Here is a 20860-nt window from a genome sequence, read left to right as displayed (position 1 = left end):
CAGTTTTATCAGCTTACTCTAAAAAATCTTTGTCTATCTTTATACTCATAAAACCCGCCCTGTTCTTAATGCAAACGCCCAATCTTCACGATCATTGATTAAGGCAAGCTTGGCGGCAGCCTCATGATCGTAGGGCACTTTAATATGTTGAGTGTGCCAGCGCTTACCTTGTTTAGTCTCAACACAGGTAATAAGAGCGTAACTGGCATGAGGAGAATAAGTCTGCATTTTATGAGCTTTAGGCAAATCATCTTCATAGGCGGGATAACCAACGCTACCCGTATTGATGATGACTTGCTCGGTTGATAGCCTTACTGTACGAGGAATATGGGTGTGACCACATACGATGACAGCACTGTCAATACCATTAAGCAGTGCCAGAATATCTGCGTCACTACGTAAGTTAGGCAGACCGCTACTCACATCTTCTAACAGGTACATCATGTCATCAGTTGGCGAGCCATGGCACAAGTAGACCTCTGCGCTTAAATAATAATCAAAAGGTAGCGAGCGCATCCACTCGATAGCGATTATTGGTAAGTCATCTAAGATAAAGGCCAGTGTTGGATTAATAGCAATATCAGCTGCCGTAGCAGCATAAATTTGCCGATCCTGATTGCCGCAAATCGTCATAATATTATCTTGATTTGCCATCAACAGCCCATAAGTAGCTTTAGGTGCGATTGGGCCGTATAAAATATCACCAAGATTAACGATTTGATCAACGTTACGACGCTTAATATCTGCAAGCACAGCGTCAAGCGCAAACACATTGCTATGAATATCTGATATGGCAGCGATGGTGATTGCGGGTCTAGTCGTCAAATTAGTCATATAGCAGAGAGTCTTTTTAATTAAATCTAAAAGTTAAAAGAAACAAACCAAACCCACTGGCGTTCATAAGATCCACCATAGCAGGCTTATTAGGGATTACTTATACTGGGTCTCCCGCTAAGAACTGTTTGACTACAGCGACTGTCGCAATGGGATCTTCTTCATGTGGCACGTGTCCTAAATTATCGAATATCTTCAGCTGACTATTGGCAATATCTCTATGAAAGAGCGCGGCGTTTTCGACTGGTATGAGATCATCTTGCGCGCCCCACAAGATTAAGGTGGGCACAGTTAAACGTTTAATATCTTCTTGATTATCCGAGCTATCCGTTTCTTGTAAACGACGATTTAAGGCTTTACGGTTACCTTGACGCAGTGTCAAGTCATAATAGCGATCGATCAGAGCATCATTGACCTTGCTATCATCAGCATAAACACTCAAAACGCTCTTTTTAACCACATCTCGGGGCAATACATGGCTTAAAATAGGCGTTAACGCAGAGTATTTTGCAAGCTTAAAGCCAAGAGGTACATTTTTTGGCGTAGCTGGATAGCCGACCGAATCTATCAGTATGAGATTTTTGACATATTCAGGATACAAAGCTGCGGTACGCCACGCGATTTTGCCCCCTAAAGAGTTACCTGCTAGTGTCAGTTGAGGCGCTTGCTTTAGATTCAAGCGTTCGAGCACCTGAGCGACGAATTTAGCGTAATTAGCGCTAGTATATTTTGTAGTCTCATCTGTATAAGGGCCAGTCAAACCAAAACCCGGTAAATCCATACTGACCACACAATACTCACTACTTAGCTCTTTGGTCCACCCCTGCCACGTATGCAAGCTTGCAGACGTTCCATGTAATAAAACGATAGCTTCGGGTAGCGATTCACCAGCAATAACCGCCTGATCGATTGACGCTCTGCTACGATAAACATCACACTTATCTGATTGCACTACATGAGCCTGCATACCTTGAATATCGATAAACTCGCTATTAGGCAATTGCCATTGCTTAAGCTCGGCAACACTACGATCAGGTGCCCAATAAAAAACCAATACAGCAGCTAGTATGGTAAGGATAATGATAAAAACATAGAGAGTGATTTTGACTAAACGTGACATCATTTTCATTAAATCCATTTAATTATATGTGGTTATTTCTTATAGCTAAATATCAGTGATAGCGTGTCCATAGTAGCAGCAAAAAAAAGCATCACTTTAATCTGTTATTAACTCACAAGTACAAAATAAGTACACCTATATAAAAAAACCGATATCCAGCTATAGCTCGATATCGGTTCTTTATATAAACAATGGCAATACGCCTATTACCATTAATATTTTGGTCATTTTACAGTAAGAAAAAATACGCCCATAAACCCACTACGAACGTAGCAATGATATTAAGGATGACACCAACACGTATCATCTCTGTCTGCTTAATGAGACCGGTACCAAAGACGATAGCGTTTGGCGGAGTAGCAACCGGTAGCATAAAGGCACAAGACGCACCGATACCGATAATCATGACTAATACTGCAGGTGGTAGACCCATTTGCTCAGCAATAGCAGCAAAGACAGGTACTAACAAGGCGGCAGAAGCGGTATTAGAGGCAAACTCCGTTAAGAAGATAATAAATGCCGAGACTGCAATTACCACTACGATAAGCGGTGCAGCTGATAGTCCATTAGCAACCGTCTGACCAAGAACTAAAGAGGCTCCTGAGACTTTTAAAACCGTTGATAGCGCAATACCACCACCGAACAGCATGAGTACGCCCCAGTCAGTATTGTCAGACACTTGCTTCCATGACACCAATCCTAAGCTAACCACTGCTGATGCCGCTAACAACGCGACAATAGAATCAATATCATCGACATTCAGTGCTGCACCAATTTGTTTTGAGAGTATCCAGCTCAATGCGGTGACGATAAAGACGATAATCGTTAGCACACGTGGCTTATTCCATTCAATAGGCGCGTCTTCGTTGAGTGTTACTTGACGATTCAAGTTAGGTTTAAGGAATAAATACATCGCACCAAGCAATAATGGCAACAGCACTAACATCATTGGAATACCAAACTTCATCCAATCGACAAAAGCAATGTCAAGCGCTTTGGCGGCAATCGCATTGGGCGGCGAACCAACAATCGTACCCAAACCACCAAGGCTGGCAGAATAAGCAATACCTAATAGCACAAACACAAAAGTGCCACGGTCTTTTTCACGATCAACCTGCGTTAAAATACCAAGCGCCAATGGCAGCATCATCGCTGCCGTCGCTGTGTTCGATATCCACATCGATAAAAATGCAGTGACCCCAAATATTAAGAACACCGCGTTTCTAAGATTGCCGCCTGACATAGACAGAATTTTGAGCGCAATCTTTCTATCTAATTGCTGCACATGCAACGCTGCCGCTAATGCAAAACCACCAAAGAACAAATAAATAATTGGGTTGGCAAAGCTTTGTAAGCCGATGGCAGCATCGAAGTCTGGTAAACCAATCAGCGCGCCTATGACAACGACCAATATGGCTGTAATGGTCACATGCACCGCTTCCGTCAGCCATAATACGCCGATAAAGAACAACACGGCGAGGCCTTTATTGGCACTAATATCGTATGGCAATACATTATAGATAAGCAGACTAATAACCGCTGCAATAGCGACAACTATCAATCCTTTGCCGGTACCCTTTGGAAAGGTATCAGTAAATAAGTATTCATTGCCATCATCAGGTAGATGGCTGTCTAGTTTTTTCTCTGACATATAATATCCTTATTGTGCCAAAAGACGGTGTTAAAAATTATAAATATAAAGACGTATTTTAGCGGTTAGCGCCTACTTTATCTCCAACCCTAAAAAATACGCCGCCATCATAGCAGAAATACTATCCACCAAAATATTATCCGTATAGACATAGTAAAAAACATATCAGCCATATGATTTTAACTTTACTTATCCAAAACTAATCAGCTATATTAATCACGACAAAATCTATTTCAGAGCGTTTCGAGTCAGTTTGATACAAAGTTACATACCGTCACTAAACAGGCTCACATCTTCCCTGTACAACGCATAAGCAGTATCACATACTTAGTAAGTTAGTACAAAGAACGTTCATAAAAACAAATAGGAGCGCCTCATGGCAGACGACAATAAGACTGACTCAACGACTAAAATGGCAAGACAAGATATCAATCAAGATGGCCTTGCCAAAAAGGACCAACAGCGTACCGATGACTCAGCTCTCGATATGATGCAAGGTATGCACGAACACGAAGATCATGAAGAAGACGATAAGTAGTCTGCTTAGCTAGAATAAAATAGAAAAGCGCTCATCAAACCGATGAGCGCTTTTTTTGTCTTGGTTGTCTTTTCTCTGGTAAACGGTCTGATACGTAGTTGTAAACAAACGCAGCAGTCAAAACAATGGCAATGGGTAAGAACAACGCACCGTAGCCTACTCTGGCATATAAAAATGCGCCTACGGCACTGCCGCCGCAAAAGCAGTACCAAATAATGGCTTGAAATCCTAATGTCGGCTTACTGATACGCCGACCCGCCAGCCAGTTACCGATGGCAGCGCCCATGTCTGAGGTTAGCCCTGTCAAGTGTGTCGTACGAATAACTGCGCCACTATAAGTCGCTACCATCGCATTCTGTAATCCACATGCCATGGCGGCGGCTAACTGTCCTAAGTAATCATGTTGCTGATATAGCCAATAGCTTATTAACAATAATGCTGCTTCAATGTATAGCGCAGTGCCATAACGTCTGCCTAATTTTAAGGACCTTTGTCCAATGACAAAGCCACTCAAAATTGCACCTGCCAAAAATGATAGTAATATCGCACCGATGAATAAAATACTGCGCGCATCTAAATAAGCAATAGCCGCTGCAAATAAGCTCACGTTGCCCGTCACATGAGAGACTGACAAATTGGTAAAACCCATCAATGCTGCAGTATTGACGCAGCCTGCACTAAATGCCAGTACTGCCCCGCCCCACAATATCCATTTTGGTAGTCTGGTTATCATATTCGTCGCCTAATGGCTTATTACTGCAAAAGCCCATAGTATAACCAAAAAAGGCAGCCGATTGGCTGCCTTGCGTATTTCTAAAACCATATAATTAACTATCAAATACGATTACTTTGTTTCATCTACCATCATTAACTGCTCACTAATGGCAACGGTATTGAAGCCTGCATCAACGAACATAATCTCACCTGTGATACCAGATGCCCACGGTGATAATAAAAATAACGCGGCATTGCCAACTTCAGCTTGGGTAATATTGCGCTGTAGCGGTGCAATTTTTTCACTGATATCTAGCATCTTACGGAATGATTTGATACCACTGGCGGCAAGCGTACGAATAGGACCTGCCGAGATGGCATTGACACGAATGCCTTCACCGCCCATAGAAGTAGCAAGATAGCGGACACTGGCTTCAAGACTGGCCTTTGCCATACCCATAACATTATAATTTGGCAATACTGAAATGCTACCTTCATAGGTCAATGTCAACATTGAGCCGTGACGCACGGCAAGCAACGCGCGCGAGGCTTTTGCCAATGCCACAAAGCTGTAGCTTGAAATATCATGAGCAATGCTACTGCCTTCACGAGTGGTCGCGTTGACAAAATCGCCATCAAGCTGATCCATTGGTGCAAAACCAATCGCGTGTACCACGCCATCAATACCATCGCCCCAATGCGCCGTGACTTGCTCAAAGCAGGCGGCAATAGACTCATCAGAGGCTACATCACATTCAAGGACCAGGTCCGCCTCAAATTTTTCAGCGGCCATATCCACACGTTTTTTTATTTTATCATTGGGATAAGTCAGAATTAAAGACGCGCCTTCACGATGCAGGGCTTCAGCGATGGCCCAAGCGATAGAAAGCTTACTTGCGATGCCGGTGACGACAAAACGTTGTCCTTGGAGTAGCATAATATTTCCTTGTTAAACGATTAACATTTGTTAAGATAATTTTTTATGAGAAGTAGCAATTATAAATATAAAAGTTGCTTTATTATACACGAATCAATTTAAGTAAACAGTCGTAAACTATAACTGTCTTATCGAATTTCTTAAGCCAACTATTTATGTCCTTGACCTACAATACTGCAGACCACCTTATTTTATATAGATGAGAGGTATTGTCCTTAACGGTATGAAGTTAAGCTGATTTCAAGTATAATCTCAACCCTTCCAAGCTTGCACAATTTTTATAAAAATCCTTTACAACCGTTGTTTGTAACTGTTGCTAATTAGGGATTTAGCGTTAAGCTACACCCACATTTTGGATGGCTGCCAAACTTATGAGCAATACCCCAACAATAACATCAGATTATCAAGAAAGTACCGAGTCCTATCGCCAGCTCATCGCCTCAACAGGTGAAGACTTGCATCGTCCAGGACTTGAAGATACGCCAATACGTGCCGCCAAAGCGTTTGCACATTTGACCAAAGGCTATCATCAAAGCCTAGATGAGGTCGTTAATGACGCCTTGTTTCCATCAACCAACCGTGAGCTGGTACTGGTACAAAACATTGAATTTTATTCATTATGTGAACACCACCTGTTACCCTTTCATGGTGTCGCGCACATCGGTTATTTACCAAATGGGCACGTATTAGGTTTATCAAAATTTGCTCGTATCGTCGATATGTTTGCTCGTCGCTTGCAAGTTCAAGAAAATTTAAGCGAACAAATAGCGCAAACGATTATGGATGTGACGGGTTGCCGCGGTGTGGCAGTCGTGATGGATGCCGCTCATATGTGTATGATGATGCGCGGTGTCAATAAGCAACACTCTACTACACGAACGATGTCGATGTTAGGTGAGTATGTACACGACAATCAAGCGCGCAATGAGTTTTTGGATGCGGTGCCAAAGCGTAAACCCGCTTTTTAAGTTTTGGTTAAAAAAAACAAGTTAGAGAAATAAAGAAAGGATGTCTATTAATGAGGCATCCTTTTTTATTGTTTGAGCTATTACTATAGTCAATCCTAAATAAAAAAAATATAAATACTATAACGTGCTACTGGTATCAATTTTTCTTGCTTGCTGTGCCTACGCAGACAGAGGCTGCGAATAATCAATCCCAGTAGCACTGTATTCTTTTAAAAGTGGATCCACTATAAGCTAAATATAAAATCAAAAAAAAGAGCCCATTACTTTCTTAGTAATATGCTCTTTTTTACTTTTAATGCTTATTAAGCGACTTTATTACTTTTAGAATCACTATCAGTTTTAGAGTCACTACTCGCACGCTTGTCACTTGCCTGCTTAATCTTTATTAAGATATTTTTTATCTCAGACGCTGATAGATAGGTTGGCACCGCATAAGTATCACTCACTTCTTTTGCCGCGGCTTTGGTCATATTATCAAAATCGCTAGTTTCCATGCCTTTGACTGTCGGATCGATATTTAAGGTTTCAATCAAACTGCGCACTTGAGCGATTAGATGATCAGCGATATCACTATCACTACTGCTGGCTTGACCCGCTTTGACCATTCCCGTTTTTCTAGCCAATTCAGCCAATCTCTTTTTGGTCGCTTGACGGTTTACATCAAGTACATAAGGCAGAACGATGGCATTAGCGCGACCATGGGGAATACTATAGTGCGCCCCTAATTGGTGAGCGATGGCATGGACGTAGCCCAAACCTGCTTTATTAAAGGCGATACCACCATAGTGAGCGGCGATACCCATCTCTTCTCTTGCTTTAAGATTGCCGCCGTCTTTATAAACTATCGGTAGATAATGCATAACCGATTTAACAGCAGAGGCCGCATAATAATCCGTCTCAACGCTAGCATTGGCGCTCATCCATGCCTCTAACGCATGCGTCAATACATCAATACCTGTGTCCGCTGTAATGTGTGCTGGCATACCTTTCATAATAACAGGGTCAATAGCTGCGGCTAACGGCACCATTCTTGGATCGATAGACAGTGCTTTTTGATGAGTTTCATCGTCTGATACGACCGCACCAAGCGTTGCTTCTGAGCCAGTACCAGCAGTCGTAGGAATACAATATAGCGGAACCGAAGGCTTTCTTGCTTTAAGAATACCAATAAGCTGTTTCGGCTTGCAGTTATTGCCTTGCGACATCGCAATCATCTTAGCGGCATCAATGACCGAGCCACCACCGATGGCAATAATCGAATCGCACTTAGCATCTACAGATTGGCGCAGGCCTTCTTCAATCACTTTAAAAGTAGGATCTGGCGTAATACCGTCATAGACTTTATAGCTGATATTTTTTGCATCTAAATAATCAGTAACTTTGGCTGGTATGCCAAGTTTGTTTAATACCTCATCGGTGACGATAAATACGTTGGTACTGCCTTCGTTGATGACCATATCACATAGCTCATCACAAGAGGTTTCACCGACAAATAACATTGGTCTTCTGATAGGTACCACATAAGCGAACGCTTTTAGCACTTTGGCACGCGTTTTGGCAACTGCCAAATAACCGGCATATTGCAATGAATTATTATTTACTAATTTAGAGAAGCTGTTTTGTTTTTTCATGAGCAAAAATCCTTTTTGATGATGCTAACCATAGTAATGAAGAGAATTTTAAAGAGCCGACGAAACTATTGTTTAAGTGATATATAGATAGTATGAGGGTCTACATAAAGTAAACTACTGTTTAAATTATTGTACCATTACCGTTTTTAGGATGTCGCGATTATGATGAACTGCTATGTTCTGATTATTTAACGCTATCTGACTGAGCTAAAGCGCACTCGCCTGCAATAACCGCTGAGCATACGGATGCTGTGGATGATTAAAAATATCTTCAGTACTCCCAGATTCCACACACACACCATCTTTAACTACCATAATATGCTGACATAAGGCACGTACGACTTTTAAGTCATGGCTGATAAACACATAACTGATTTGCAGTTTTTGTTGAATTTCACGTAGCAAGTTCACTACAGTCACCTGCGTGGTACTATCAAGTGCAGAAGTCGGTTCATCCAATATCAATAGACTGGGCTGCATAATCAGGGCGCGGGCAAGAGCCACGCGTTGGCGCTGACCACCTGATAGCTCATGCGGATAGCGCTGCGCAAAATCAGCTGGCAGATGCACGGTAGCAAGACTGTCCATCACCGCTTGCTGCCGCGCTATTTTATCAACGCCTTGTACTAGCAACCCTTCTTCTACGATTTGCATGACCGTCATACGAGGATTGATACTGGCAAAGGGGTCTTGAAATACCATCTGAATTTGCGAACGAAAGATACGTAACTCTTTTTTAGACAATTTTGAAATATCTTGTTCATTGACTATTATCTGCCCACTGACTCGCGCTTGATTGCTGAGCAACTGAGTCAACGCAAGCGCTATGGTGGTTTTTCCAGAGCCTGACTCACCAACAATACCCAACGCTTGCCCTTTTTGTAGGGTCATATCTAAATCTTTTACTGCATCAAACCAGCGCTTAGTACCACCAAACAAGCTTTTTTCAATGGCAAACTGTACTTGAAGATTATTTACCTGCAGCACGATTAATTTCTGATTCTGATCATCATTAGAGAAATTTAATGCTTCTCCAAAGTCTTGCTGAATCAGTGAGCGAGTATAATCTGCTTTAGGCTGACTAAAGACAGCATGGGTTTCACCTTGCTCAATCGTCTGCCCTTGGCGCATGACGATGACCTCATCACTGTAGCGCCTGACTAAATTTAAGTCATGACTGATGAGCACCATCGCCATATTATGCTGACGCTTAAGATTATCCAACAGCTCAAGGATTTCATGTTGCAAAGTGACATCAAGCGCGGTGGTTGGTTCATCAGCGATTAAAATATCAGGCTGCTGCGCCAAAGCCATGGCGATCATTACACGCTGGCGTTGACCACCTGATAGCTCATGCGGATAGCGGTTGAGCTTATCAGTCGGGTTAGTAATATTGACATCGTTTAGTAAATCGATGGTTTGACTGTGCCATTGTTTTTTAGGTATACCGCTTAGACGGAGAGACTCCGCGATTTGCTTGCCAACCGTATGTAGCGGGTTTAATGCGGTCATCGGCTCTTGAAATACCATGCCGATACGCTGCCCACGAATAGATCGCAGCGCAGTATTACGCCCTTTCCCATTGGCTATCGGTAGCACAGTCAACCCTGTTGAATTTGCTAGCTGCACCTTACCGCTAATGCTCAAATTATCGGGCAACAGCCCCAATAGCGCCAAACTGGCAATAGATTTACCAGAGCCTGACTCACCAACGATAGCCAGGGTTTGCTTTTGCCTCAGCTCATACGATAGCTTATCGACCAGAGTAATACCTGCATCAGTTACGATGCTGAGCTTATCGACGGTCAACATTAGCTTTTGCGATGTATTGCTATGGTTTAGGTCGTCAGTTTGTGTATCATTCATAGTCATTTTAAGAACGCCTCGGATCAAACGCATCACGCAGCGCTTCGCCAACGAAAATTAGCAATGATAAAATAAAGGTTAAGCTAAAGAATCCAGATAGCGCAAGCCAAGGTGCATCGAGATTGTTTTTCCCTTGTACCATCAGCTCACCGAGCGACGGCGACCCAGGCGGCAAACCATAACCTAAGAAGTCTAACGCCGTCAGAGCAATAATATTGGCCGTTAAAATAAAAGGCAGTTGAGACAAGCTTGAGGCTAACGCATTGGGCAAAATATGTCTGAGCATAATCTGACTGTCCGAAATGCCAAGATTACGCGCCGCACGCACATAATCAAAGTTACGCGCGCGCAAAAACTCAGCCCGCACCAAACCGACCAAGCCCATCCAGCCAAATAGTAGCATCATTGCAAATAGCATGGTGATACTGGGGCTGAATAAGCTGACCAAAATAATAATCATGAACAGCTGCGGCATCCCGCCCCACACTTCCATGAAGCGCTGCCCTGCCAAATCCACCCAGCCACCGTAATAACCTTGTATCGCACCAACAATAATCCCAATTAACGCGCCAGCAAGTGTTAATGCTAAACCAAATAGTAACGACACCCGCATGCCATAAAGTATGCGCGCCAGCACATCGCGACCCAAATCGTCTGTACCAAGCCAGTTCTGACTGTTGGGCGCTGCTGGATATGGAATACCTAGCTCAACGTTAGGTGTTTGATCGGCAAATGGAATGGGCGGCATCATATAAAAGCCCTGCTCATCAATCAGCGCTTGCACCGCAGGATCCTTGTAATTAGCTTCGGTCTCAAACACACCGCCAAAGGTCGTTTCAGGATAGGCTTTTAGGACTGGAAAATAATAATCGCCTTGGTACTGTACTAACAGCGGCTTGTCATTGGCAATCACATTGGCTGCCATACAAATAATGAATATCACCGCAAAAATTAGCAGCGATATCACACCAAGACGATTACGGCGAAAGCGGTTAAGCCGCGCCTGCCAGATAGGATTTAGGCGCGATTTTCTTTGTAAAGAGATAGAAGAGGCATTTGAGGATAGCGAGTGACTTGACATTTTATCTGACATTAGCGCCCCTCAAAATCAATACGCGGATCGATTAAGTGATAACTTAAATCACTGATCAACTGTAATAGCAGCCCGACCAAGGTAAAGATAAATAGCGTACCGAATATCACTGGATAATCACGCTGTTGAATGGCTTCGAAACCTAACAATCCCAAACCATCAAGCTTAAAGATAATCTCAATAAGGAAATTACCAGCAAAGAAAATCCCAACGATAGCGGCTGGGATACCGGCGATAATAATCAACATGGCATTACGAAAAACGTGTCCGTATAACACTTGACGTTCCCCCAAACCTTTTGCACGTGCAGTGAGCACATATTGCTTACCGAGCTCTTCTAAAAAGCTAAACTTAGTCAGATAGGTCAAGCCAGCAAAACCACCGACGGTGCTTGCCAATAGTGGCAATGCCAAATGCCAAAAATAATCTTTAACCTTGCCAAGTGTGCTTAATTGATCAAAATTCTCTGAGGTTAATCCTTGCAGTGGAAAAATATTCCAGTAGCTGCCGCCCGCAAAAAACACCAATAAAATCACAGCAAATACAAAGACCGGTATCGCATGCCCAATAGCAAGCAGCATCGCCGTTGCTTTATCGATCCCTGAGCCATGATGCATGGCTTTATAGACACCAAGCGGAATGGCTATCATATAAATCAGCAGCGTACTCCAAAGCCCAAGCGAGATGGAAACGGGCAACTTCTCGACAATCAAATCCGTGACCGACTGCCCTTTAAAAAACGACTCACCAAAATCTAGCTTTACATAGTTCTTTAGCATCAGCCAAAAGCGCTCAGGCGCAGATTTATCAAAGCCGTATTGCGCATTAATGGCAGCAACCATCTCCTCGGACAATCCGCGAGTCCCTTGATAGGTGCTGTTATTGCCGCTTGCACTGCCCGCGCCAATATTACCGCCAAGCGCATTGTCTTTTGCGCCTTGCTCGATAAGTGCGAGCTGCTGTTCAACAGGGCCACCGGGCGCGGCTTGTACAATGACGAAGTTTGCCAGCAATATCAAAAAAAGCGTCGGTAATATCAGCAATAATCTTTTTAAGATATAACGACCCATAATGACGGCTTCCTAACATAAACAAATATGATAACAGAGAAATAAGCAGCTAATATTTATCAGTAAAGCGGCAATAGAAGCATTGGTTATTGGTTATTGGTTATTGGTTATTGGTTATTGGTTATTGGTTATTGGTTATTGGTTATTGGTTAGTGCTTAGCATCTAGAAGTTATTTTTAAGCTCACGTAAAGCGGCAAAGATGGTCAAAGATTTTTCATCATCAAGATTTACTTTCGCTTTCACCCCTGCTACCACACTAGGCTCTTGCGTGCGCAAAAACACATTTGCCGAACGCTCATGCTCTAAAGTAACTGGCAATGTCGGTATACCTTGTGCCGTTTTTTCTTCTGCTTGCGCCAATGCTCGCTGCATTGCAGCATTGTCAGGCTCAATAGACAGACCGAAACGTAAGTTGCTTGCCGTATATTCGTGCGCAGGATATAGCAACGTTTCGCTAGGTAAGCCATTTAAGCGCTTAAAGCTGTCGTGTAATTGTTCAATGGTCCCAGTAAAAACACGCCCGCAACCGGCACTAAATAGCGTATCACCACAAAAACAATGCTTATGACCGTCAATATCTAAGATATAAGCCATATGACTGGCAGTATGCCCAGACACATCCCATACTTGCGCCGCACTGCCCCACGCGCTTACTGTACTGCCATCTTTTATGGTCTGATCTTCATCGACATTATGTTCAGCGTGGGCGACCAAATGGGTCATCGGATAAGACTCTTGTAGCTCTGCGACGCCGCCGATATGATCATGATGATGATGAGTGGTCCAAATCGAGGTTAGCTCCAGCTCATTTTCTTCTAAATATCTAATAACAGGCTCAGCTTGGCCCGGATCAATAACAATGGCTTGTTTATTACTGTCATTAATTAACGTCCAAATATAGTTGTCATTAAATGCTTTAATGGGGTGAATACGAATACTCATGTTAAATCCTTACTAGTAGTTATCTTTATCACTCAGGTGTGCTATTAAATCTTTTTAAATTAAAAATGACTATTGTTTTAAATATTTATTAACGCGGGCTTCTGCGGCTTTATCTGTCCACCAGTAGTCGATACCAATAGCATTGGACGGCAGTTTCTCAGTATGACGGTATTGATTCCAGTAAGCGACATTGGTAGCCGACTTACCATATAAAGGCACTAAGTAATGACCCGCACGGAGCAGACGATCAAGCACGTGAGTATATAAAATAATCTCGTCACGATTTTTAGCATTACCCAGTTTTTCTATAACCGTGTCAATCGCTGTATTTTTAATACCAATAGTATTTCTATTGCCGGCTTGGTCGGCGGTAGAGCTTCCCCAGAAGCCAATTTGCTCGGCACCAGGAGATAAGCTCTGAGCAAATACATCAACCACCATATCATAGTCAAAACGGCGCACACGTTCGTAATATTGTGGTCCATCAACTTGACGTAAGCTCGCCTCAAACCCTAGGCGCTTTAAATTGCGAATATAAGGCAGCAGTACGCGCGCCATGCTGTCGCCTGTCATTAATATCTCAATCCGAGCAAGCTTGCCATCAGGTTGGTATAATTTCATATCTTGATAATAAAACCCAGCATCTAGTAATAACTGCCGCGCTTTTAATAACTCTGCACGGTTAAAGCCGCTACCGTCACTGGTTGGCAACTGCCATTCTGCTAATACGGCTTGACGTTGAATTGGCTCAAGATTAGATAGTAAAGGTGTTAACACTTCCATTTCAGCCGCTGATGGCGTACCGGTTGCCGCAAGCTCTGAGCCATGAAAAAAGCTCTGTAAGCGCTCATACTGTCCATGAAACAAGGTTTTATTCATCCACTCAAAGTCGTAAGCCTTGCTCAGTGCTTGACGGACGCGAATATCTTGAAAAATGGGCCGGCGCATATTCATCACCAGTCCTTGCATCGGTACTGGATTTTCACTACTTATGGTCTCTTTATTAATAAGACCGGCTTTGACAGCAGGAAAATTATAACCTGTCGCCCAATTAGAGGCTTTATTTTCAGGGCGAAAACGATATTGACCGGACTTAAAGCCTTCAAAGGCAATCTCATCACTTTGATAATAGACAAACTTAATCATATCGAAATTATAACGACCGCGATTGACCATCAAATCACGACCCCAATAATTGGGATCACGCACGTAGCTAACTGAACGACCCGCGTCGACGCGTCCAAGCTTATAAGGCCCACTGCCCATTAACGGCGTCAAGCTGATTTTCTCAAAGTCAGCATCAATAGAAGATTTTGCAAAAATAGGAAATTGCCCGACCGTTAATAAAATCTCTTTATTATCATCAGAGGCAAAGACAAACTTCACACGTTGCTTATCAATAATTTGAATATCTTTGATGTCGCCCAAATAGCTGCGAATATACATTGGCCCTTTGTTTAATAGTGCATTATAGGTCGCTTTCACATCGTGACTGGTGACCGGCGTTCCATCCCAAAAACGAGCGGCAGGATTAATATGATAGATGATCCAGCTGGTGTCATCAGGGTCATAAGTGACCTTACTTGCCAGCTGTGGATACATGGTGAATGCTTCATTTAGTGAGCCGGTCATCAAAGTATCATAAAGATAGTTAGTACCAATCATTGCGACACCAGTGGTCATCCATTGATTGGCGCTATTAAAAGTACCGCGCGCATCAAGCGATAACGTGCCACCTGTTGGCGCCTTTGGATTGGCATAAGGCATAAAAGGCGCGTCAATATATTCAGTAGGACTATTATGACCAAGCGCAGCCGTCGTGATTGGGGCCGCGATACTGGCAGGTATCCAGCTCACCATTGCCCCTAATGTTGCAGCGAACAAGACGGTCTTTAGCATGGTATTTTTTATCATAATAAAGTTATCACCAACCCTCTATGCAACCAATGACTATATTAAGAGTTTACCCAATAACGGCAAGATAATGTCAGCTTAAATAATAAATCATGAAAAGCGATAAATACCGCAAAATTTTATCATATCAAACTTAGGTTTTTTAACCTAATGGTTTGCAATGTTAAGTGCTACCTATTGTCTTACTAAGCAAAACAGAATGTTAATTTGCCATAAAAAAAGACGCAACCCATAAAAAGTGCGTCTTTTTTAAAACTTATAAGTACTTAAGCGTGCTTTTTTTCAAACGCTATCATAAAGTCGACCAATTGCTGTACCCAATCTAACGATACGGCATTGTAAATACTGGCACGCATACCGCCAACATCGCGGTGACCTTTTAGATGCAATAAGCCCGCTGCTTCTGACTCTTCTAGAAACACCTTATCGAGGCTGCTATCGGCCAAAGTAAACGGCACGTTCATGATAGAGCGGTACTTCGGGGCAACTGGATTACTATAAAAGCTACTGTCATCAATCGTCTTATAAAGCAGATCTGCTTTTTGCTGATTAATTTTGCCGATAGCAGCAACGCCGCCCTGCTCTTCCAACCAATCAAAAACCAGTCCAGCCAAATACCAAGAGTAAGTCGCTGGCGTGTTTGACATCGACTCTTTATCTACTTGGTGCTCATAGTTCATCAGCAGTGGACACCACTCACTAGCTTGCCCTAATAAGTCTTCACGAATAATGACAATTACTAAACCTGCAGGGCCAATATTCTTTTGCGCACCCGCATAAATCATCCCAAATTTAGACACGTCGATTGGCTGTGACAAAATGCAAGATGACATGTCAACGATAATGGGCGCATCGACTTGTGGTGGCTCAAATATCTGCAAACCATGAATAGTCTCATTAGCGCAGTAATGAAAGTACGCTGCATCTTCACTCATATTCCAGTCACTTTCAGCTGGTACATCAGTAAAGTTACTGTCTTTGCCTGTTGCAACCTGATTAATCTCACCAAGACCAAGCTTGGCATAGCGCTGTGCTTCCTTGACCGCCTTTTCTGACCAAGTACCAGTCGTTAGATAATCTGCGCGTCCATCTTTTAACAGGTTCAATGGAATCGCTGAAAACTGTAAACTGGCACCACCTTGTAAAAACAGCACTTTATAGTTGTCTGGAATGTCCATCAATGAGCGCAGTTTAGCTTCGGCTTTCTCAGTAATGGCGATGTACTCTTTACTACGATGGCTGATTTCCATCACCGATACACCACGTCCTTGCCAGTCAAGCAACTCTTCTTGAGCACGTGATAATACTGCAGTCGGTATCGTCGCAGGACCCGCTGAAAAGTTAGGGGTACGGTTAGGAGTAGCTTTGGTCGTCATAATCATTATCCTAAAGTTGATGGCATCATCGTTGTTAGTTGGGATTGAAAACTTAATAATTAAAATACTTCTTACATTTTTTATTTTAGTTGCTAAAGAATTTTTGCTTGTGCACAAATTTGCTGTTATACCAAACTTTTAAAACATTTGTTATTAATCAGCGGAGCTAGAGAGCATCTCCCAAAGCTGACGTTTTAAGCGACTATCGGTAAGCATTTCATCTAAAGTGGGTGCAGTAGTCAGATTAGGATGCTCAAGACCATCAGGCAGTGCCGTTAATGTGACCACTTGTATCTCTTCGCTTCGACCAATTTTAAAGACATATCCAGCAAAGCTGGCATTGGCAAGCTCAGCCGTATCCATACCTTCACATATAGGGAATGATGTGGTTTCACAATCAATTGATAATGCTTGCGTGATATTTTTCCAGAGCTTTTGACTGTCATTATTAAGGGCTTGGATATCAACCAATATTACCCAGTTACCGTAGCGACCACCTTGTAAGTCAAAAGGTGCTACTTTTTTAAAGCTGTCCTCTTTAAAACTATGACCCTGAAAGCCTTCAATATTATTTATCTCGGCAATAGCGCTATGCTGTACCACAGTATCTACGAGGGATGTAACGGTTTGATTAGAGATATCGGGAGCAGTTGTGTCAAAGCTATAGGTAACAGGACTTTGTGAGTCAGAATGGCTTAAATTTTTATCATTAGCATCATTATAATAATGATTAATAGACTCATCATCTACGATACTTGATGGAGCATCCGCAGATATTATATGTGACATCTCGACGTTTATAGCATCAGTATGGGGAGATTCAACGCTTGGCTGTTCAGTGCTAGCCGGAGAAGAAATAGCCTGATTGATGCCTTGAGGATTTGTAGTAGGCACAGCAATATCTGCGATGTTAAGGGTTTCTGAGCTTGGCTGCACCCACTGATTGATACCCATCATCGCTAAAATCTGGCGCTGCTGCATACGATGCTGCAATACAATTAGCGGGCCTTGGATATCACTCATACGACTCTACTATCCTACTTATCTAAAATGGGTTTACCGTTTTTCAATTTTAAAAACAATTTAACGCTTAAAGCATCTAGGCAATCTAAAAAAGCTCTTTAACGCCAAGCCAATGATCTGCCAGTACAGTTAAGCAATCATATTCATCTTGGCTGACTATCGTATCGTGTAGCATCATTGTATGCAACGTACTCAGCCATTGCCGGTAATTATTATAAGCATAAGGCTTATTAATCATTGCATTATAATCTATTTGAGCACTGCTCTGTTGTCGCTCTTGAGAATTATCATCATATTTAGTATCCATTACCGATGATTTAAAAACAGGTACAGCTTCTATTAATGCCAATAATTGCACACTATTTAAATTTTGCGCAGTCAATAATAGCCATTGTAAATTTGCATCACTTACTGCTTCAAGGTCAATATAAATCAAACGCGCATGACGTCGTAAATCCACAATATAGTGGGCAACGCTGTCATTGTTATAGCTGAGCATTGAAATATGTACTGAGCTATCCAACGCCGATATGATCTGGCCTTTGGCGTCTCTGGATAAACGATAAGCTAATAGAACAAGCATTGTTTTTGCAGCAATATCGAGACCCGTAAATATCTGTCCTGAAGGATCAAGCTGAGCATAAATATCATCCGTGCCAGCGTACAATGTTTGCTGCCATGATGTCTGTGCAGGTACATGCGACTGCTTATCGTTCAATACAGTAGACAGTATAGGTAATAATTGCTGTAGCTGTAGCGCTTGCCATAATGCTGACACTGATGGCAACCGAGAGTTAGTATTTCCTATAGGCGTTGATACTGATTTAGGTTTATCAATATAAGCATTGTCACTAGATATAGTAGCAGCAATTTCTTGGCTTAAATCTGTGGTTAGATGGGTTTCAAAGAGCTTAGTCATACCGTCCTGATAACGCAACAGCATCGTACGACACTTTTTTTGCTGCACATAATGTTGATAATCTTGATTGCTATGACTGGCTTCATACTTTGAATGTAACTCATTAATAGCGTTTTCGGATAAATCATGCTGACCTAGGTGTTCCAAAGAAAGTGTCATTAGAGCGCTATCTAAACGGCGGTCGATACTGGCGACCATCTCTAATAATTTATGGTCTATTGTATGCGGTAAAATTTTCTCATTATTAGCAATATCGATTTCATTGTTGGTATCGGCTTCAGTATGGCTATCAATCGTAGCAGACATTTCATCACTAGGCAGCCCCGTCCAAATATCAGCTAAATCATAAGTTGCAGTCGTTGACAGTGTGCAACCTTGATGACATAGCAGTACTGCTTCAATCAAAGCTTGCGCCCCTAGCGGATGATAACTGTGATTAAGCACATAGTGCGATAGTGATACCTTTTGTATATCATCAGTACTGATTAATTCTTTCGCTGGCAAGTCGCTATCAGGTATTGCCTGCCATGGCTTTAGCATCTTATGAGTACCAATAGACTCTGGTTCTACTTGCAAGCGCCCATCAATAACGACATCTTGATCTACAACGAACTCAAGACCTGCTTCGGTTTCTAACTTATTACTAAGCTCGTTTTGTACGCTTTGAGTAAAAGCTGAAATTTTCTCATCAATAACATTGTTAGGAGATTCAGTTATTTTTCTATTATTAACATTATCAACTGTATTATTACTATTGGACAATGTTTGAGGTTGAAACGAGGTTTTCGCTTGCTTATTTTTACTTAGGCTATTTGCTTTTACGACACCCCAATCACCCAACCGGCGCTGCTCATATATCTCTCTAATTTTTTGTTGATTTAGGCGTTTTTCTGTAGCGACTTGCACGGCAAAATCATGATAAGCATTGGCATTAATGGCGCTCATACGCTCAGTTAAACTTGGATGCGTGGCAAACCATGAGACATCGCCTAAGTCCGCGCCACTACTGGCAAAGAAGAAATGGCTGAGTCCATTGATATCAGCGATACCTGTCAATCGCGAACCCAGTGAATCTCGATGAATAGCCTGTAAGGTTTCCATAATCGCGGGCGAGCGCGTCAATTGCACACTGGTGGCATCAGCGAGTAACTCACGCTCCCGGTTAAAGCTATGCTTAATCAGCTGAGCACTGGCCATACTTGAGAAGCTCAATCCATGTATAAACAATGTCAAGATATTACGCGGTGCTTGCCGATCATTGCCAGCGCTGTTTGGTAGCCATATCGACTGACTCTTAGCGGATGACTGATTTTTGTGGGATTGGCTTTGGGACTGCTTCTGCCAATAGGTGACCCATTCACTATGAGTGGTAAAGCTTGCCGTTTGCGCCTCAGTGCTACGAGCATGGCTATCAATGGCTCTTTGCGGTAAAGGGGTATTTTGATTGACCGCACTATTGATAAAAAAATTATCAAAATAATTTTTCTGGCTACTTTTATGGCCGCTTTGATAACTAGTGGCAAAGTTATTAACGGAATCGCTCCAATCATATAATAGCTGTAACCCTGCTAGCACAATCATCAGTTGCAGATTAAACGTCGCATCGCCATGCAATATATGACCGTATTCATGTCCTATGAGTCCGTATAGCGCCTCATCAGACAGCTTATCAAGCGCCCCTTGAGTCAGCACCAGCACCATATCTTGGCTATGACGACCGGCGACGAAACCATTGATACCTTGTTCATCAGGCAGCACATACAGAATCGGCATGCTCAAACCCGATGCAATGGCCAACTGCTGAGCAATCTCATAATAACGCCTATAAACAGACGGAAAATCACGCTCATCACGTACTGCGATATGATGCGCACTAAAACGAACTTTTTGCATAGGCTCATGTTGATGAGCAACCCCTTGACTGTGCTCCCAAGCATCTTGGCTATGATCAATAAACAACCGAACGGCACCTACGCGCTGAGCAATGGCACGACCGCCTGCTGCTAAGCGCCCATATTCCAAAAAACTGCCAATGACAAAGCTACCTATCGTCCACACAACAACCAGTATTAATGCCCAATAATAAATGCCACCGGTAAATAGTTTAAGCAATAGCGCCATGACACCGAGTGCCACCGCAATGTGCACAAATATAATAAGAAAAAATAGCCCATACAGCAGTAGGCTGCGCTGAGTACGTTTGCGCTGTTCACCGAAGAAGTCCATTTATTTGTCTGACCTAAAGAATGCTAAATATATTTGA

The 20860-nt window shown here is 42.6% G+C and carries 16 protein-coding genes; 2 read left to right on the top strand and 14 right to left on the bottom strand.

Annotated features, from left to right (window positions below; all coding sequences use genetic code 11):
- Positions 1-45 precede the first annotated feature (45 nt).
- The 3 genes from WAZ74_RS12660 to WAZ74_RS12650 all read right to left on the bottom strand — a co-directional run bounded on the left by WAZ74_RS12660 (position 46) and on the right by WAZ74_RS12650 (position 3605).
- Positions 46-834 carry a metallophosphoesterase family protein gene (locus tag WAZ74_RS12660; RefSeq protein WP_422308660.1) on the bottom strand — a complete coding sequence of 263 codons (789 nt, stop codon included), beginning with the start codon at positions 832-834 and terminating at the stop codon, positions 46-48.
- Positions 835-934: 100 nt separating this feature from the next.
- Positions 935-1957: an alpha/beta fold hydrolase gene (locus tag WAZ74_RS12655; RefSeq protein WP_422308659.1), complete on the bottom strand. Its 1023-nt coding sequence runs from the start codon at positions 1955-1957 to the stop codon at positions 935-937.
- Positions 1958-2183: 226 nt separating this feature from the next.
- Entirely contained in the window at positions 2184-3605 is a 1422-nt protein-coding gene (locus WAZ74_RS12650; RefSeq protein ID WP_422308658.1) for an SLC13 family permease, read from the bottom strand.
- A 376-nt stretch (positions 3606-3981) separates the two neighbouring features.
- On the opposite strand from WAZ74_RS12650, the gene WAZ74_RS12645 reads away from it, so the two are divergent.
- Entirely contained in the window at positions 3982-4143 is a 162-nt protein-coding gene (locus WAZ74_RS12645; RefSeq protein WP_422308657.1) for a hypothetical protein, read from the top strand.
- Between the two features lie 34 nt (positions 4144-4177).
- On the opposite strand, the gene WAZ74_RS12640 is transcribed toward WAZ74_RS12645, so the two are convergent.
- Positions 4178-4876, bottom strand: coding sequence for a YoaK family protein (locus WAZ74_RS12640; RefSeq protein WP_422308656.1), 699 nt, complete (start codon positions 4874-4876; stop codon positions 4178-4180).
- A gap of 111 nt (positions 4877-4987) precedes the next feature.
- Positions 4988-5794, bottom strand: coding sequence for an enoyl-ACP reductase FabI (locus tag WAZ74_RS12635; protein ID WP_422308655.1), 807 nt, complete (start codon positions 5792-5794; stop codon positions 4988-4990).
- 371 nt (positions 5795-6165) lie between these two features.
- On the opposite strand from WAZ74_RS12635, the gene folE reads away from it, so the two are divergent.
- The gene (folE, locus tag WAZ74_RS12630; RefSeq protein WP_422308654.1) at positions 6166-6762 is read left to right on the top strand and encodes a GTP cyclohydrolase I FolE; all 597 of its coding nucleotides are present in this window, start codon (positions 6166-6168) and stop codon (positions 6760-6762) included.
- Between the two features lie 302 nt (positions 6763-7064).
- On the opposite strand, the gene WAZ74_RS12625 is transcribed toward folE, so the two are convergent.
- From WAZ74_RS12625 to WAZ74_RS12585, 9 genes are all read right to left on the bottom strand, one after another.
- Complete coding sequence (locus tag WAZ74_RS12625) at positions 7065-8393, bottom strand: iron-containing alcohol dehydrogenase (protein WP_422308653.1); 1329 nt, start codon at positions 8391-8393, stop codon at positions 7065-7067.
- 207 nt (positions 8394-8600) lie between these two features.
- A complete protein-coding gene (locus tag WAZ74_RS12620; RefSeq protein ID WP_422308698.1) occupies positions 8601-10259 on the bottom strand; it encodes an ABC transporter ATP-binding protein in 1659 nt (552 codons plus the stop codon).
- A gap of 7 nt (positions 10260-10266) precedes the next feature.
- Positions 10267-11340, bottom strand: a complete 1074-nt coding sequence (locus tag WAZ74_RS12615; protein ID WP_422308697.1) for an ABC transporter permease — start codon at positions 11338-11340, stop codon at positions 10267-10269.
- A gap of 11 nt (positions 11341-11351) precedes the next feature.
- Positions 11352-12422: a microcin C ABC transporter permease YejB gene (yejB, locus tag WAZ74_RS12610; RefSeq protein WP_422308652.1), complete on the bottom strand. Its 1071-nt coding sequence runs from the start codon at positions 12420-12422 to the stop codon at positions 11352-11354.
- A 163-nt stretch (positions 12423-12585) separates the two neighbouring features.
- Entirely contained in the window at positions 12586-13365 is a 780-nt protein-coding gene (gene gloB / locus WAZ74_RS12605; protein WP_422308651.1) for a hydroxyacylglutathione hydrolase, read from the bottom strand.
- 69 nt (positions 13366-13434) lie between these two features.
- Positions 13435-15279 carry an extracellular solute-binding protein gene (locus WAZ74_RS12600; protein WP_422308650.1) on the bottom strand — a complete coding sequence of 615 codons (1845 nt, stop codon included), beginning with the start codon at positions 15277-15279 and terminating at the stop codon, positions 13435-13437.
- A 266-nt stretch (positions 15280-15545) separates the two neighbouring features.
- A complete protein-coding gene (gene serC / locus WAZ74_RS12595; RefSeq protein ID WP_422308649.1) occupies positions 15546-16655 on the bottom strand; it encodes a 3-phosphoserine/phosphohydroxythreonine transaminase in 1110 nt (369 codons plus the stop codon).
- 153 nt (positions 16656-16808) lie between these two features.
- On the bottom strand, positions 16809-17678 hold the full coding sequence (locus WAZ74_RS12590) for a hypothetical protein (protein WP_422308648.1): 870 nt from the start codon (positions 17676-17678) through the stop codon (positions 16809-16811).
- Between the two features lie 85 nt (positions 17679-17763).
- Entirely contained in the window at positions 17764-20823 is a 3060-nt protein-coding gene (locus tag WAZ74_RS12585; RefSeq protein ID WP_422308647.1) for a M48 family metalloprotease, read from the bottom strand.
- Positions 20824-20860: the final 37 nt, after the last annotated feature.

This window comes from Psychrobacter sp. (assembly GCF_049295055.1).
Classification (GTDB): Bacteria; Pseudomonadota; Gammaproteobacteria; order Pseudomonadales; family Moraxellaceae; genus Psychrobacter.
The sequence above is the reverse complement of the archived record's forward strand: the minus strand, read 5'-3'. Positions and strand labels throughout refer to the sequence as shown.

Coding starts and splice junctions, on each gene's coding strand:
- WAZ74_RS12615 (WP_422308697.1), bottom strand. CDS start 11,340: ATGTCAAGTCACTCGCTATCCTCAAATGCCTCTTCTATCTCTTTACAA.
- WAZ74_RS12640 (WP_422308656.1), bottom strand. CDS start 4,876: ATGATAACCAGACTACCAAAATGGATATTGTGGGGCGGGGCAGTACTG.
- WAZ74_RS12635 (WP_422308655.1), bottom strand. CDS start 5,794: ATGCTACTCCAAGGACAACGTTTTGTCGTCACCGGCATCGCAAGTAAG.
- gloB (WP_422308651.1), bottom strand. CDS start 13,365: ATGAGTATTCGTATTCACCCCATTAAAGCATTTAATGACAACTATATT.
- WAZ74_RS12600 (WP_422308650.1), bottom strand. CDS start 15,279: ATGATAAAAAATACCATGCTAAAGACCGTCTTGTTCGCTGCAACATTA.
- yejB (WP_422308652.1), bottom strand. CDS start 12,422: ATGGGTCGTTATATCTTAAAAAGATTATTGCTGATATTACCGACGCTT.
- WAZ74_RS12620 (WP_422308698.1), bottom strand. CDS start 10,259: ATGAATGATACACAAACTGACGACCTAAACCATAGCAATACATCGCAA.
- folE (WP_422308654.1), top strand. CDS start 6,166: ATGAGCAATACCCCAACAATAACATCAGATTATCAAGAAAGTACCGAG.
- WAZ74_RS12655 (WP_422308659.1), bottom strand. CDS start 1,957: ATGATGTCACGTTTAGTCAAAATCACTCTCTATGTTTTTATCATTATC.
- WAZ74_RS12650 (WP_422308658.1), bottom strand. CDS start 3,605: ATGTCAGAGAAAAAACTAGACAGCCATCTACCTGATGATGGCAATGAA.
- WAZ74_RS12585 (WP_422308647.1), bottom strand. CDS start 20,823: ATGGACTTCTTCGGTGAACAGCGCAAACGTACTCAGCGCAGCCTACTG.
- WAZ74_RS12645 (WP_422308657.1), top strand. CDS start 3,982: ATGGCAGACGACAATAAGACTGACTCAACGACTAAAATGGCAAGACAA.
- serC (WP_422308649.1), bottom strand. CDS start 16,655: ATGACGACCAAAGCTACTCCTAACCGTACCCCTAACTTTTCAGCGGGT.
- WAZ74_RS12590 (WP_422308648.1), bottom strand. CDS start 17,678: ATGAGTGATATCCAAGGCCCGCTAATTGTATTGCAGCATCGTATGCAG.
- WAZ74_RS12660 (WP_422308660.1), bottom strand. CDS start 834: ATGACTAATTTGACGACTAGACCCGCAATCACCATCGCTGCCATATCA.
- WAZ74_RS12625 (WP_422308653.1), bottom strand. CDS start 8,393: ATGAAAAAACAAAACAGCTTCTCTAAATTAGTAAATAATAATTCATTG.